The organism is Rothia sp. ZJ1223 (genome assembly GCF_016900985.1).
GTDB lineage: Bacteria > Actinomycetota > Actinomycetes > Actinomycetales > Micrococcaceae > Rothia.
Genome location: NZ_JAFEUT010000001.1, coordinates 40,135 through 54,213, shown reverse-complemented (window position 1 = coordinate 54,213; position 14,079 = coordinate 40,135). Strand labels below are relative to the sequence as shown.

The window sequence follows — 14,079 nt, the reverse complement described above, 5'->3', positions numbered from 1 at the left end:
CTGAGCGCGAAGAATCTGAGCAAGCGAGCAAATAAGTCTTCGTGATCAGGATAAATGCAGGAATCGCCTTTTGAGCGCTAGCGAACCAGGCGAGAAGGTTAGTTTGCCGTTGTATCGTCCGTAAGCTGGTTTTTAGACCTTATAAATAAGACTCCCACTTGAATTGGGCGTTCACTAGGCGAATAAACTTCTCCGGCAAGCATAAACGTGCTGGTTTCGATCATCAGATGACCTGCCGCCTTGATGGTACGCTCCTGGCTATTGCTGACCCAGTTCCTGGGGCTAGGCATGATGCTTTGCGTTCAAGGAACACGGTTTAGAGAAATACCTGGATGAAACTACCCTAGCCGATAAGGGCTACGTGGAGCTGGGTTTATTGACGCCGACTAAGCGTAAATCCGGGGTGAAAACACCTCAGTCGGTCAAGGACAACAATCGTGTGATCAATAGACTGCGGGCTGTGGTGGAGCTGGTTATTGCACTGGTGTTGTACGTGGCATATTTTACATACAGGTTTTCGTCGGAAGTTGGGTTCTTATGAGCGGGTGTTTTCTTCTGGTATGGGGGTCGGTGTTTTATGCGGCTGATAGGACTTTTGAATAAACCTCAAAAGGGAAGTTTCGCCAGATGGGACAACTGAGACAGTTTATTATTATTTTATGATAAACAAAATAAAAAGTTATGAATGACTAAAATATATTAGACACCCACAACTTTCTCAAATATTCATGGAAAATAGATTATTTAATGCTATATTTTCCACACTCAGATAAACACCATTTATCATTTCTTCATTACCGAAATTTGGGACGATAATACTTTTCTGTTTATATCTACGAACTAATCTAAAAATATCAATATCAATTACTTTTTAAGTAATTTCTGCAGGGTTATCAGCATCAATGACAGTTTCGGGATCATCACTTTCTTCTCTAGTTAGTGTCTTGTTCTCATAATCATAGGTAGTTGACCCTTCAATCGACATAACCAATTTTCTCCAACTAAATTGTCTGTTTTAAAATGTGTGACCCATACCTAACAGTATGGGCCACACTACTATATTCAGTTTTATTGCGTGGCGAGTCAGCTAAAGTTACTCAGCTTCAACAGCACTCTTCGGCTCCTCATTATTCCTTGATTTAATATGCTCCACAATACGACGCACAGCTTCGTCCACCGGCACGCCGTTTTCCTGTGAGCCGTCGCGGAAGCGGAAGGATACCGCGCCGTTTTCTGCGTCCTCGCCACCGGCAATGAGAATGAAGGGTACCTTCTCCTTGGATGCGGTGCGGATCTTCTTCGGGAAACGGTCAGTACCGTAGTCCACCTCAACGCGCACACCGTGAGCCTGCAACTTCGCCGCGACCTCACCCATGTAATCGTTAAAAGCCTCAGCCACAGGAACACCCACAACCTGCACCGGAGCCAACCACGCCGGGAAGGCACCCGCATAGTGCTCAGTCAGCACACCAAAGAAACGCTCCAGCGAACCGAACTTCGCCGAGTGAATCATGACCGGCTCCTGGCGGGATCCGTCAGATGCCTGGTACTCCAAGCCGAAGCGCTTGGGCTGGTTGAAGTCGTACTGAACGGTAGACATCTGCCAGGTGCGGCCAATCGCGTCCTTGGCCTGAACAGAAATCTTGGGGCCGTAGAAAGCAGCGCCACCCGGGTCAGCAACCAGCTCAAGACCGGTCTCTGCCGCAACCTTCTCAAGAACAGCAGTTGCTTCTTCCCACTGCTCGTCGGTGCCGATGAACTTGTCCTTCTTATCGCCCTCGGTGTCGCGGGTTGAAAGCTCCAGGTAGAAATCGATCATGCCGAAGTCCTCTAGCAGAGACAGCATAAACTTCAGCAGGTGACGGACTTCGTCCGGTGCCTGCTCCTTGGTAACATAGGAATGTGAATCGTCCTGGGTAATCATGCGAACGCGGGTCAGCCCCTGCAACACCCCGGACTTCTCATCACGATAAACAGTGCCGAACTCAAACAGACGCAGGGGCAACTCGCGGTAGGAACGGCCGCGTGAACGGAAGATTTCGTTGTGCATGGGGCAGTTCATTGCCTTGAGGCGGTATGCCTGGCCCTCGTCTTCCATGGCGGGGAACATGCCGTCCGCGTAGTAGGGCAGGTGACCGGAGGTGTAGAAGAGATCTTCCTTGGAGATGTGCGGGGTCTTCACGTACTGGAAGCCCTCTTCAATGTGGCGGGTGCGCACGTAGTTTTCCATCTCGCGCAGAATGATACCGCCCTTAGGGTGGAAGACCGGCAAACCGGGGCCAATGGTCTTGGGGAAAGAGAACAGGTCAAGCTCTTCGCCCAGACGGCGGTGGTCGCGACGCTCAGCCTCAGCAATGCGCTCCTTGTAGGCAACCAGTTCGTCCTTGGTGGGCCAAGCGGTACCATAGATGCGCTGCAGCATGGGGTTCTTCTCTGAACCGCGCCAGTAAGCGCCACCGGCACGCATCAACGCGTAGCCGTTAGCAATCAGTTTGGTGTTGGGCAGGTGCGGGCCGCGGCAGAGATCCTTCCAAATAATCTCACCGGTCTTAGCGTTCACATTGTCATAGATAGTGATGTCGCCTTCGCCTACCTCAACGGACGCGCCCTCAGCAGCGTTCGCGCCAGAACCGGGGCCCTGGGTGAGCGCCAAGAGTTCAAGCTTGTAGGGTTCATCTGCCATTTCGGCGACAGCCTCATCGTGGGTGACAACGCGGCGCTGAAAACGCTGACCGCTCTTAATAATCTTCACCATGTTCTTTTCGATCTTTTTCAGATCTTCGGGGGTGAAGGGCTCGTCAACGTCAAAGTCGAAGTAGAAACCGTCGGTGATGTAGGGACCGATGCCGAGCTTGGCGTCCTTGCGGTATTCCTGTACAGCCTGCGCCATCACGTGCGCGGCGGAGTGGCGCAGCACGTTGAGACCCTCCGGCTCATTGATGCTTACCGGAACAACGGTGTCGCCAGCTGTCAGTTCGTGGGAAAGGTCAACTAGCACGTCGTTCACACGCGCCACAACAATTTCGCGGTCTTCAGCGAAAAGCTCAGCGGCGGTGGTGCCAGCTTCAACCGAACGTGATTCGCCAGCAACGGTAATTTCAATAGACACAGTGTCTCCTCAAGTGTGTGGTGTTCACCCGTACAAAGGGCAAACCTTCGTTTGATCTGCTCGGTGCAGATTTTCTGTGCGATACGAGGGCACAGAACAGTGACTATTCTACTAGTTTTTAGTATCGGACGGGCGGACGCGCCCCCGCAGGATTACATGCCGGTGGCGCAGGTAGTGCGGAGCGCGTCCTTTTGCTAGCTAGGTGAGAACTGTTGCCGCTAGCACAATAATGATTCCTGGCGCAGTCAGAGCTAGCAGAACTGCCCACGCCCATTTGTTGCCGAAGTTTAGGCTCCAGCCGTAACCGATTGCTTTGGGTACGAAGATCGATGGGTCTTCTTTGTTGATGTAGATAAAGCCCCACTTGTAGTGCTCGGTGGTGTCAGGTAGCTCCAGCTGGGTAATGTCGATTCTTCTGCGGTCTGCAAGCTCCTGCACAGAACGCTCAATGCGCTCGGGGCTTAGACCCTCTGCTAGTCCAAGTGCAATTACCTGCTGCAGTTTTTCTTCCCAGCTTTCCATCATCTTGGGGGCAGGGCTGTTTTCCTTGGAGGCAACCACTGTTTTCCCCCGCGGGCGGCTTTCGATAATGCTTTCCTCTTTCAGGAGGTTATATGCCTTCACGATGGTTGCCGGATTGACCGCCAGCTGTTTAGCCAGTGCCCGTACCGACAGTAGCGGTTGCCCCGGCTGTAGTTCTCCCCTGGCTACCGCGTCCGCCACCTGATGGTGGAGTTGCTGGTAAACGGGCAGAGACGAGTTGTTGTGGATTGTAATTTTCATGGCCACCCCAAAATCTGTATCACTTAAAACAATCACAGATGCACAAGTTGCCCTACAAGAGAAAACGCAACTCATTCTCATAAAGAATTTTTTATACAAAATCCCCTCAAAGCCTTGTGTATAAAGATTTCTTTATATAAAGTTCTATTTATGGAACAACAGGGCGAAAAAAACGATTGGGAAACCAAGTACGAAGCATCAGTGGCAATCTTTGCAGCACTGGCGCATCCAATTCGAATTTCAATCGCGCACTGCCTTGTCAATAAACCGCATACCGTCAGTGAGCTCACCGAACACCTAGAGGTCTCACAACCGCTCGTCTCACATCACCTGAAAATCCTCAGAGAAGCTCATGTGATTACCAGAGAAGTGCAGGGGCGAACCTCCCTCTACGAACTCACCGACCACCACATCAGCCACATTGTGACCGATGTACACGAACACACCAAGGAGATGCAATGAGCACCGCAACCCTAGAACACATCCACTCAGAAGAGCACGCACACACCCACGGCCCCTCATGCGGCCACGAAGCTGTAATCCATCTGGATCACGTTGATTACCTGCACGACGGTCACGCACACCGCGAACACGACGGTCACTACGATGAGTGCGCCACCTGCGAATGTGGCGACTGCAACGATCTGTGTGCAACCTGCGACTGCGCGAACTGCACCTGCACTACCTGCAACCACGCAACCTGCGAATGTGGCGACTGCAACGACGCTTGCGCTAACTGCATCTGCAACAACTGCGCTTGCTCAACCTGCGAACACGCAGCCTAAATACCTCTAACACCTTCCTTGGTTAAACACACAAACAACCATTGAGGTCATGAGCATAAGGGCAACACCCCTTACCTTGATAAGCAAGGTGGGTGTCGCCCTTTTACATATTCAGGTGCCTGAGACGAAAGTTTAGGTTGCGTTACTGACCGGCGATGCAACGATTAACGAGCTTGCCGATGCCCTCAATTTCGGTTTCAACGACCTGCCCCGGTGCCAACCAAGCCCGCGGGTGCAATGACACCCCCACGCCGGCAGGAGTTCCCGTGAGAATGATATCGCCGGGTTCAAGGGTCATAAACTGGCTGATATAGGCAAGCACTTGCGCGGGCGAGAATACCATACTTCTGGTGCTGCCGTCCTGCCGCGCTACCCCATCCACGGTACACCGCATCGCAAGACCGCCCTCAACATCTAGCTGCTGCGCCAGAACGATAACAGGACCCAGCGGAGTCGAACGATCCCAGTTCTTACCCTGAAACCACTCACGCGTACGCCCTTGCCAGTCACGCACAGAAATATCGTTTGCCACGGTGTAACCAAAGATAGCCTCTCGCGCCTGCGCTTCATTGACTCGACGGACGCGCCGACCCACCACCACGGCAAGCTCTACCTCCCAGTCACTGCGAGTAGAGAGGTCAGCAGCAGGTAACTCAATATCATCATTTACGCCAATCAGCGCGTTATCAAACTTCGTGAAAATGGTGGGGTGAGTGGGCAACTCTTGACCGACTTCTTGCGCGTGATCACTGAAGTTCAAACCGATGCAAAGAGTTTTACCAGGACGCACCGGCAAGGTTAGCTCGCTAGATTCAAGAGGCTTGCGCTGCTGCCCTCCGGCGGCACAGGCAGTAGCCGCGTCCACAATACCCTGAGCCACACCCGCTACCAGCAAATCTTTCAGGGAATCTTCAAACACAAAGCTAGAACCTTCGGTAGAAAAAACAGCGCGCTCGCTGCCCTCATCGGTCATTTGCGCCCAGTTCATAACAACCCTTTCAACGATGGCGTTAGATTCTTTTAGACTAACATTTCGATCACTAGCATGTGACACGCTGCATAAATATTTGGTAAAGATTGCGTGAAACCGCTTGTACATCTGTACAAAACCAGTAATCTTAGGTGAAAGCCATCTCACTGATGCGAAGGAGAACACCATGACCGGAAGGATCACCTTAGTAGGTGACACCCAAATCAGCCCTCGCGAGCAGACTATCGTCACGCGCCCGGCACAAGTAGAAGACGCGCCCAGCCTCGCGCGACTCTACTTCGCATCCTACGAATCAAACGACCTGTGGAGTCAAGAGCAGGCACAAGAAAAAATCGAAAAAATCATCGCCGGTGAATTCGGTGAATTCTATGCTGAAGCCTCCCCCGTTGTCGTCGATGACAACGGGCAGATCGTAGCAGCAGCGCTCACCCTCAAAAACCGCAACGACATGGTGGGCCCTGACAACACCCCCACCATCTACGAACTCTTCACCGCCTCATCACGCCGCCGCGAAGGCCTCGCGGAACAGCTCATTGCAGCCACCAGCGAAGTGCTGAACAAAAGCGGTCACGAAGAATTCTTCGTACACATCGACGAAGGCAACGCCGCAGCGCTCGCCCTCTACCTCACCCTAGATTTCAGACGCTGGTTCCCCACAGAAGAGGATCCTTTCTAAAGCGCTTTAACAGAACCACCCCGCCACCCTGTAATCAAAAAGTGGCGGGGCGGTTTTCATTCTGCAGGTTTTCGGAGAAGCATAGACGGGGCGTAGGTAAAAGTCAGAGCCCACTCAATAAATCTTCGACCGGCTCAATAAGATGGGGCGCGTTGTTGGCTACATTGCCCACTTCCATTGAGACCGGATGCATACGCCAGTTCCGGGCCTGACGGTAGGCATCTTGAAGAACCTGCGCCAAGGCGTCCACCGCCGAAGATTGAACGGTGACACCCTCCAAAGCAGTCTCGCCCTCAAGCCCCGATACCTTTCCGGAACGTAGCCATACCCCCAAAGACTTCTCACTCAAGGGCACTGGCAACCTGTCATGCAGATTTCCAAGATCCATAAGAGCATGGGACTCAGTATCATTATCAGCTGCCTCGGCGGCGTCCAGCTCATCGGGGCTAGGTATGGTGATCATTGAACAGCTCAAGAGCCACTGCCCCGCCTGGCCAGCAAAACGAGAATTTGGTCTCTGCGCTTCAGCATCGGTGATTTTCCACCACTCGTAGAGACCGGCGAAGTAAATAGGCTCGCGGTCTGCGCGGTGAATAAAATAGGGCGTTTTCTGGGTTTTACCGGCGGTTGTGGTTTCAGTTTTCCACTCAAAGTACCCGCTGACCGGAATAGCACAGTGCCCACGCACAGCCGCCGCACGAAAAGTCGGTTTACTCAGCACTGTCTCTGAGCGAGCGTTGAAAGCCCTCGCCGCGAAACTCGCGTCCTTCGCCCAACTTGGTAGTAAACCCCACCTGGCAAAGTGAATTTCACGCACTGTTTCTTGTGCAGAATCGTCCAGGCGGACGCGCTCCCCCACCTGAGCGCTGTCGTCAGCAAATAACTCAGGAGGAGCCAAACGCTCCACAATAACCGGCACAGTATGAGTGGGTGCAACGTTAAAATTGCGAATCTCGTGTTCTAAGGGCACGCCCGCAAGATAAACGCCGTGGTCAAAGTTCAGAGCATAACGACCGCACATCTAAAACCCCTCACAGGCAAAAGCCTCAAGCACCGCATCCTCAATATCCTCAATGGCAACCAGCGGGTTAATATCGGTAACAGCCCCCACGGTTGCGGGATTCAGCTCAAGACCCAAAGCGCTATAAACGTCAGTGGTAACAGCTCGCAGCTGCGCCGCGCCCTCTACCACGATGCCCGCACTAAACCACCAAGCACCCGCCACCACTCGTTGCGCGGTGCCCACCAGTTTAGTCTTGCGCCCATCAGAGTGAATACCGTACACCGAGTACTCACCGGGGCAGTACTCCCCCGGAATCTCACCCACAGCCGCGGGCACGTCCACACTTGCCAGCGCGTCCGCGTACATCTGACCAAAAATACTAAACCGCTCATTATTGCCGGTAATCGCATCGCGCGTGGGGTGAAAATGATCGATCACTAAACACCCCTGATGATAGGCGGCAGCGTGACCGCCTACTTTACGGACGATGGGCTCAAAACCGTGATCACGACAGGCATCAGCGGCTTGAGAAAAATTTGGATTCAGCTCATCGCGGCGCCCGAAAGCAACCACCGGTTGCGGCTGATATAGACGCACCGTCGCACCGCGTTCGCCCGCTCCCACTTCGCGCAGAAGCTGAAAGCTGCGGGCGTAGGCATCAACCTGCTCACCGGGTGCGATAAAGTCTCTGAGAACACCAAGACTCATGCCTGCCTACCCTCCGGGCCGCCAGCAGGGTCATCGGTGCGAACCTCCAACAGGCTGGTTGACACGTATTCATACCAGCCAGGCTCAAAACCCGCGTTGAGAGCTACTTTTTGCGAAAGAATGTGTGAGGGCGAAGTGCCGTAGAAAGGCACAAAACCGGCGGTAAGAACCTCCCTCGCCAAATGTTCAACGAGATATGAGGCAAGACCTTTGCCGCGGTGTTGAGGGAGCACATCAATACCGATTTGCCGTGCAAGCTGAGAGTCAGCGCTGGCACCGGCAATAGCAACCGGTGTACCCCCGTGAAAAGCTGCGAGCACTTGGGTATCTGGACGGTCTTTGCTGAAACCTAGCGCGTTGGCGAAACGCGCATCCCCTCGGAATGTTTCAATCAGGGGCGCGGTCAGCCAAGTAAAAGTGTACCCCGCTGGTTCTTGCCGGGCGGGTGCATCAAAAAGTGCGCGTCCTGCGGTGAAAAAGAGCGCCGTGCCCGAGCTTTGCAGGGCGTAGGGGCTCAGAAAGTCGTTGACGCGGTGGAGCTTTGAGTAGTCCCCCACCCAGTTGCCGGCATCCCCGCTCAACAGCTGGGTGACTTCTTGCAAGACGCGCGGATGCGTGGCGCACAGCAAAGTCACGCCCCGGTAGTTGCCCAAGCGCATTTCGAAGTGACTGCGCGTCCACCAACGACGATGCCGAGCCATTTTCTCTAGGTCGAGGCGTGGCGCGGTGAGCAACTCCTTGCCCCTCTCAAATGCTGAGGCAATAGCGCCCGCGGGCAAACAAAAATCAGCCTCAAGCTGCGCGTCAAGGACGCGGCGAACCTGCTGATAAGAGGTAATAGCGGACGGGGTGGGTAAAGTCATGAGGTCAATTTTACCTACCCGCGGGACCGGGTGAAAATGCCACCCGGTGCAAGTGGGTGAGCATGGAAGAGATGCACTAAAAAAATTACCCCTCACCACTCCCCTAGACTGGGGTGTGGTGAGGGGCCTTTTTGTGTTTCTAGACGCCTAGATTAACTGTGGTCAGCTATGAAGTTTGACCATAGTTTTGACCACAGTTAAGAACAAAACAGGATAAACCCCAACGCCGAAACCGAACCAAAAACCCCGGAATCACCGGCTAGAATCAACCAGGAAAACCCAAGCTGACTAGGGAATTTAGAAGTCCCAGTCTTCGTCCTCAGTATTAACTGCTTTGCCAATCACATAGGATGAGCCGGAGCCTGAGAAGAAGTCGTGGTTTTCGTCCGCATTCGGTGAGAGCGCCGAGAGGATCGCGGGTGAAACGTTGGTGACTGTTGCGGGGAACATCGCCTCGTAGCCTAGGTTCATCAGAGCCTTATTAGCGTTGTAGTGCAGGAATTTCTTGACGTCCTCGCTCAATCCCACGGAATCGTAGAGAGAGTGAGTGTACTGCACTTCGTTTTCATACAGTTCGTAGAGCAGGTCAAAGGTGTAGTCCTTGAGCTCCTGCTGACGCTCAGGGCTTTCCTTCTCAAGACCACGCTGGAATTTGTAGCCAATGTAGTAACCGTGCACAGCCTCATCGCGAATAATCAGACGAATCAAATCGGCAGTGTTTGTAAGTTTAGCGCGTGACGCCCAGTGCATGGGCAGGTAGAAACCTGAGTAGAACAAGAAAGATTCCAGCAGGGTTGATGCGACCTTCTTTTTCAGCGGATCATTACCCTGGTAATACTTCATCACAATCTGCGCCTTCTTTTGGAGGTGCGGGTTCTCAGAAGCCCAGCGGAAAACCTCATCGATTTCCTTAGTCGAGCACAGGGTCGAGAAAATCGAAGAATACGACTTAGCGTGAACTGACTCCATGAACGCAATGTTGGTGTACACAGCCTCTTCGTGAGCGGTGACCGCATCCGGCAACAAAGAAACCGCACCAACGGTACCCTGAATCGTGTCAAGCAGAGTCAGACCGGTGAAGACGCGCATGGTCAGCTGCTTCTCTTCTTCAGTCAGAGTCTTCCATGACTGCACGTCGTTAGACAGCGGCACCTTCTCGGGTAGCCAGAAATTCGAAGTCAAGCGGTCCCAAACTTCAAGATCTTTTTCATCCTCAATACGGTTCCAGTTGATTGCTTCAACGTGGTCAACTAGCTTGACCTTTTCGCTCATCATCAGCGGTAAAACTCCTTGACGTTTGGGGGGTGTTCTAGCAAATGTAGAACGCTGGCATCATCTTACTATTGTGTCACTTTGCCGTTGCTTTTCCCACCTCAGAGAGCTAGTAAAACCTCACTTAAATTTCGGTCTCAAGAGGTGGCGCAACCGGAATAAATTTGTGCTGTTGCATCTGCTTTTTATCACTCAGACGATGCAGCAAAGGCAGGACGCGCGCGAGCTGCTGGGCTTCTTCCGGCTCGAACTCCTGCCCCACGGTTGCAGCCAACCACAACGCTCGTTGTTGGGCGACCGACTCAGCGAGTTCCCTCCCCTGCCCCGTGAGCAGAAGCTCTTTACGGCGCTTATCATGAACGTTCTTCTGAGATTCCAGCACTCCGTGTTTGAGCATAGCTGCTGTAATTTTATTCATCGACTGCGGAGTAATGTGCTCGTGCCGCGCAAGCTCAGCGTTGGTTAGCCCCGGCGTGTAGTGCAGTGCCATCAGCACGTTTTCTTCGTGTTCACTGAGCTGGGTGATGGTTGCTGTTTCAGCCCGCAACCGTCGATGTAATTTAAACACCGCCAAATGGAGGTTTGCCGCGTCCTTTTGTGAAAAATTTTTCATCAGCCCCACCCAAAGATAATCAGTTTACCTGATAAGTTATTTTATATAAAAATAGCACGGGGCATCCGCAGAACTCAACCGCACCCCGCCACAGGCAAGCAAAAAGGCACCCGCCCTCCCCCATCGCAGGAGAAAGCAGGTGCCTGTACATCAGCGGGGCGGACGCGTCCGCTCAGCCTATACTTAATCGCTTAGAGCATGCAGCTGACGCAACCCTCGACCTCTGTACCTTCAAGCGCCATCTGGCGAATACGTGAATAGTAGATGGTCTTGATGCCCTTACGCCACGCATAAATCTGTGCGCGGTTAACGTCGCGAGTGGTCGCAGTGTCACGGAAGAACAGAGTCAAAGACAGACCCTGGTCAACGTGCTGGGTTGCCACAGCGTAGGTGTCGATAATCTTTTCGTAACCGATTTCGTAGGCGTCCTCGTAGAACTCAAGGTTATCGTTGGTGAGGTAGGGTGCGGGGTAGTAAACACGCCCGAGCTTGCCCTCTTTACGAATCTCAATCTTTGAGGCAATCGGGTGAATCGATGAGGTTGAGCCGTTAATATACGAGATTGAACCGGTCGGCGGAACAGCCTGCAGGTTCTGGTTGTACATGCCGTACTGAGCTACATCTGCAGCTAGCTGCTTCCAATCCTCAACACCGGGTACAAAGTGGCCAGCGAACAGTTCACGGGCACGCTCGGTGGTGAATTCCCAGCTACCTTCAATGTACTTTTCGAAGTACTTGCCTGATGCGTAATCAGACTTCTCAAAGTTGACGAAGGTTTCCCCGCGTTCCTTAGCGATTTCCATGGATGCACGAATCGCATGGTAGGTCACGGTGTAGAAGTACATGTTGGTGAAATCCAACGCTTCTTCTGAACCGTAGCGAATGTGCTCGCGACCGAGATAACCGTGCAGGTTCATCTGCCCCAAGCCCACAGCGTGAGACATCTTGTTGCCGCGCTCAATAGAGGGCACAGTGCGAATATCTGACTGATCTGACACAGCGGTCAGCGCACGGATGGAGGTGCCAACGGTCTTCGCAAGGTCTCCCCCGTCCATCGCCAGCGCAATGTTCAGTGAACCCAGGTTGCAGGAAATATCCTTACCCACGGTCTCATATGAAAGGTCATCGTTGAACTTTGAGGGCTCTGAAACCTGCAGAATCTCTGAGCAGAGGTTCGACATGATGATCTTGCCGTCGATGGGGTTAGCGTTATTGACGGTGTCTTCGAACATGACGTAGGGGTAGCCCGATTCGAACTGCACCTCAGCCAGGGTCTGGAAGAACTCGCGAGCGTTAATCTTCTGCTTGCGGATGCGCGCATCATCAACCATCTCGTAGTACTTCTCAGAAACGTTAATATCTGAGAAAGGCACACCGTAGACGCGCTCAACATCGTAGGGCGAGAAGAGGTACATATCTTCGTTGCGCTTAGCCAGTTCGAAAGTGATATCGGGGATCACAACACCGAGCGAGAGGGTCTTAATGCGAATCTTCTCATCAGCGTTCTCACGCTTGGTATCCAAGAAGGAGTAAATATCGGGGTGGTGAGCGTGCAGGTAAACAGCACCTGCACCCTGACGTGCGCCCAGCTGGTTCGCGTAGGAGAAGGAATCCTCAAGAAGTTTCATCACGGGAATAACACCTGAAGACTGGTTCTCAATCTTCTTGATGGGCGCGCCCGATTCGCGCAGGTTGGTGAGCGCAAAAGCTACGCCGCCGCCACGCTTAGAAAGCTGCAACGCCGAGTTGATGTTACGACCGATGGACTCCATGTTGTCTTCAAAGCGCAGCAAGAAGCAAGAAACCAGTTCACCGCGCTGCTTTTTGCCCGCATTCAGGAAGGTCGGGGTAGCTGGCTGAAAGCGTCCTGAGATAATTTCTTCAACCAGTTCCTGAGCCAGAGTCTCGTTGCCTTCAGCGAGCAGCAGAGCAACCATGACCACTCGGTCTTCGAAACGCTCCAAGTAACGCTGACCGTCAAAGGTCTTCAGCGCATAGGAGGTGTAGAACTTGAACGCGCCCAAAAAGGTCGGAAAACGAAACTTCTTGGCGTACGCCTGCTTTGACAATGACTTCACAAAGTTAAAGCTGTACTGCTCGAAAACTTCTTTCTCGTAGTACTGGTTCTTGATGAGAAAGTCGATTTTTTCTTCCAGGTCGTGAAAGAAAACGGTGTTGTTGTTAACGTGCTGCAAGAAGTACTGGCGAGCTGCCTGACGGTCAGCGTCAAACTGAATCTGACCGTTCTCGTCGTAGAGGTTGAGCATAGCGTTCAGCTCGTGGTATCCCAATCCCTGGAACTTTTCGGGGGTTGAGAGGTCTTCGTGCCCTAGCTCTGTGCTAACGACGTGTGAAAGGAGTTTTTCGTCCAAAATTCTTTCAATCCTTCTTGTACTTTGGTGACATCTTCGGTGGTGCCCATCAACTCGAATTTATAGAGTATCGGCACCTGACATTTAGCGGCGACTATATCTGCTGCTACGCAGTAGAGATCGCCAAAGTTTGTGTTTCCTGCTCCCATAACGCCGGTGAGATGTTTTCTATTCTCTGCGTTATTCAAAAATTTCACTGCCTGAGGTGGCACTGATCCGCTGCCGTTAGGACGCCCGTAGCTGGGTATGCACAGCACGTAAGGTTCGTTAACCTGCGGAATTTCGTCCTTGGCTGTAAGCGGTAGGCGCAGGTTTCTCACTCCGGTTTTCTGCACGAACTTGTGCGTGTTTTCTGAGACCGAGGAGAAGTACACCACTAAGGGTTCGGCGGGATCTTGTGGGGCCTGAACTGCACGCTGTATCACAGCAAACACAACTCTTTCCGTGAATTTTCGAGTTTTTAGTATTTGAGGTAATTGATAAAAAGCAGGAGTCAAAGCTCACCGTAGCCAGACAATGACGATGACTGCGGCGCTTTGCTTTAGGCAGCTAACGCGTTGATCTTATCGGGCTGAAAACCTGACCAGTGGTCTTCACCGGCAACAACGACAGGTGCCTGCATGTAGCCCAAATCTTTGATATATGCCAGAGCCGCGGCGTCTTCAGTCACGTCAACGACCTTGTACTCAATGCCGTTTTTGTCCAGGGTACGGTAAGTCATGTTGCACTGAACGCATGCGGGCTTGGTGTACACCGTAACTGACATTGTTATCTCCCTTAGAGTTGGCACGCTGTGATAGGTGTGCCGGCTTATTCGTAGTCAAAATCTTGTGGGTAAGCTGCGAGGCTTAGTGGCTACCATCAGCGGTGCAGAGCCGAGTCTGCGCCGTTTCATGGCGCTGGT

Annotated in this window: 14 protein-coding genes; 3 read left to right on the top strand and 11 right to left on the bottom strand. The window is 52.6% G+C overall.

Annotation, left to right across the window (positions count from 1 at the left end; genetic code table 11):
* Positions 1-1,093: 1,093 nt before the first annotated feature.
* Both thrS and JTP09_RS00245 read right to left on the bottom strand, forming a co-directional pair.
* Complete coding sequence (gene thrS, locus JTP09_RS00250; protein ID WP_204875738.1) at positions 1,094-3,109, bottom strand: threonine--tRNA ligase; 2,016 nt, start codon at positions 3,107-3,109, stop codon at positions 1,094-1,096.
* Between the two features lie 198 nt (positions 3,110-3,307).
* Positions 3,308-3,892 (bottom strand): DUF5808 domain-containing protein, encoded by a 585-nt coding sequence (locus tag JTP09_RS00245; RefSeq protein WP_204875736.1) that lies wholly within the window; start codon positions 3,890-3,892, stop codon positions 3,308-3,310.
* 150 nt (positions 3,893-4,042) lie between these two features.
* Here JTP09_RS00245 and JTP09_RS00240 point away from each other — a divergent pair, with 150 nt between their 5' ends.
* Positions 4,043-4,354: a helix-turn-helix transcriptional regulator gene (locus JTP09_RS00240; RefSeq protein WP_204875733.1), complete on the top strand. Its 312-nt coding sequence runs from the start codon at positions 4,043-4,045 to the stop codon at positions 4,352-4,354.
* Positions 4,351-4,677, top strand: a complete 327-nt coding sequence (locus JTP09_RS09925) for a hypothetical protein (protein ID WP_304621687.1) — start codon at positions 4,351-4,353, stop codon at positions 4,675-4,677. The genes JTP09_RS00240 and JTP09_RS09925 overlap by 4 nt, the downstream gene beginning before the upstream one ends.
* A 142-nt stretch (positions 4,678-4,819) precedes the next feature.
* On the opposite strand, the gene JTP09_RS00230 is transcribed toward JTP09_RS09925, so the two are convergent.
* A complete protein-coding gene (locus JTP09_RS00230) occupies positions 4,820-5,665 on the bottom strand; it encodes a fumarylacetoacetate hydrolase family protein (RefSeq protein WP_204875731.1) in 846 nt (281 codons plus the stop codon).
* Between the two features lie 169 nt (positions 5,666-5,834).
* Between JTP09_RS00230 and JTP09_RS00225 the strand changes: the two genes are divergently transcribed.
* Positions 5,835-6,344, top strand: coding sequence for a GNAT family N-acetyltransferase (locus tag JTP09_RS00225; RefSeq protein WP_204875729.1), 510 nt, complete (start codon positions 5,835-5,837; stop codon positions 6,342-6,344).
* A gap of 103 nt (positions 6,345-6,447) precedes the next feature.
* Here JTP09_RS00225 and JTP09_RS00220 read toward each other — a convergent pair whose 3' ends face one another.
* From JTP09_RS00220 to nrdH, 8 genes are all read right to left on the bottom strand, one after another.
* On the bottom strand, positions 6,448-7,365 hold the full coding sequence (locus JTP09_RS00220; protein WP_204875727.1) for an SOS response-associated peptidase: 918 nt from the start codon (positions 7,363-7,365) through the stop codon (positions 6,448-6,450).
* A complete protein-coding gene (locus JTP09_RS00215) occupies positions 7,366-8,055 on the bottom strand; it encodes a lipoate--protein ligase family protein (protein WP_204875725.1) in 690 nt (229 codons plus the stop codon).
* Entirely contained in the window at positions 8,052-8,918 is an 867-nt protein-coding gene (locus JTP09_RS00210) for a GNAT family N-acetyltransferase (RefSeq protein ID WP_204875722.1), read from the bottom strand. The genes JTP09_RS00215 and JTP09_RS00210 overlap by 4 nt, the downstream gene beginning before the upstream one ends.
* A gap of 297 nt (positions 8,919-9,215) precedes the next feature.
* Entirely contained in the window at positions 9,216-10,190 is a 975-nt protein-coding gene (nrdF, locus tag JTP09_RS00205) for a class 1b ribonucleoside-diphosphate reductase subunit beta (protein WP_204876578.1), read from the bottom strand.
* A 124-nt stretch (positions 10,191-10,314) separates the two neighbouring features.
* Positions 10,315-10,803 (bottom strand): MarR family winged helix-turn-helix transcriptional regulator, encoded by a 489-nt coding sequence (locus JTP09_RS00200; RefSeq protein ID WP_204875721.1) that lies wholly within the window; start codon positions 10,801-10,803, stop codon positions 10,315-10,317.
* Between the two features lie 191 nt (positions 10,804-10,994).
* Entirely contained in the window at positions 10,995-13,175 is a 2,181-nt protein-coding gene (gene nrdE / locus JTP09_RS00195) for a class 1b ribonucleoside-diphosphate reductase subunit alpha (RefSeq protein WP_204875720.1), read from the bottom strand.
* Positions 13,133-13,609 (bottom strand): class Ib ribonucleoside-diphosphate reductase assembly flavoprotein NrdI, encoded by a 477-nt coding sequence (nrdI, locus tag JTP09_RS00190; RefSeq protein ID WP_240334033.1) that lies wholly within the window; start codon positions 13,607-13,609, stop codon positions 13,133-13,135. The genes nrdE and nrdI overlap by 43 nt, the downstream gene beginning before the upstream one ends.
* Positions 13,610-13,716: 107 nt before the next feature.
* Positions 13,717-13,941, bottom strand: coding sequence for a glutaredoxin-like protein NrdH (nrdH, locus tag JTP09_RS00185; protein ID WP_204875719.1), 225 nt, complete (start codon positions 13,939-13,941; stop codon positions 13,717-13,719).
* Positions 13,942-14,079: the final 138 nt, after the last annotated feature.

Bases quoted from the DNA above. Each gene is read 5' to 3' on its own strand.
- JTP09_RS09925 (WP_304621687.1), top strand. From the start codon at position 4,351: ATGAGCACCGCAACCCTAGAACACATCCACTCAGAAGAGCACGCACAC.
- JTP09_RS00215 (WP_204875725.1), bottom strand. From the start codon at position 8,055: ATGAGTCTTGGTGTTCTCAGAGACTTTATCGCACCCGGTGAGCAGGTT.
- JTP09_RS00240 (WP_204875733.1), top strand. From the start codon at position 4,043: ATGGAACAACAGGGCGAAAAAAACGATTGGGAAACCAAGTACGAAGCA.
- JTP09_RS00225 (WP_204875729.1), top strand. From the start codon at position 5,835: ATGACCGGAAGGATCACCTTAGTAGGTGACACCCAAATCAGCCCTCGC.
- JTP09_RS00245 (WP_204875736.1), bottom strand. From the start codon at position 3,892: ATGAAAATTACAATCCACAACAACTCGTCTCTGCCCGTTTACCAGCAA.
- JTP09_RS00220 (WP_204875727.1), bottom strand. From the start codon at position 7,365: ATGTGCGGTCGTTATGCTCTGAACTTTGACCACGGCGTTTATCTTGCG.
- nrdF (WP_204876578.1), bottom strand. From the start codon at position 10,190: ATGAGCGAAAAGGTCAAGCTAGTTGACCACGTTGAAGCAATCAACTGG.
- nrdH (WP_204875719.1), bottom strand. From the start codon at position 13,941: ATGTCAGTTACGGTGTACACCAAGCCCGCATGCGTTCAGTGCAACATG.
- JTP09_RS00200 (WP_204875721.1), bottom strand. From the start codon at position 10,803: ATGAAAAATTTTTCACAAAAGGACGCGGCAAACCTCCATTTGGCGGTG.
- JTP09_RS00210 (WP_204875722.1), bottom strand. From the start codon at position 8,918: ATGACTTTACCCACCCCGTCCGCTATTACCTCTTATCAGCAGGTTCGC.
- JTP09_RS00230 (WP_204875731.1), bottom strand. From the start codon at position 5,665: ATGAACTGGGCGCAAATGACCGATGAGGGCAGCGAGCGCGCTGTTTTT.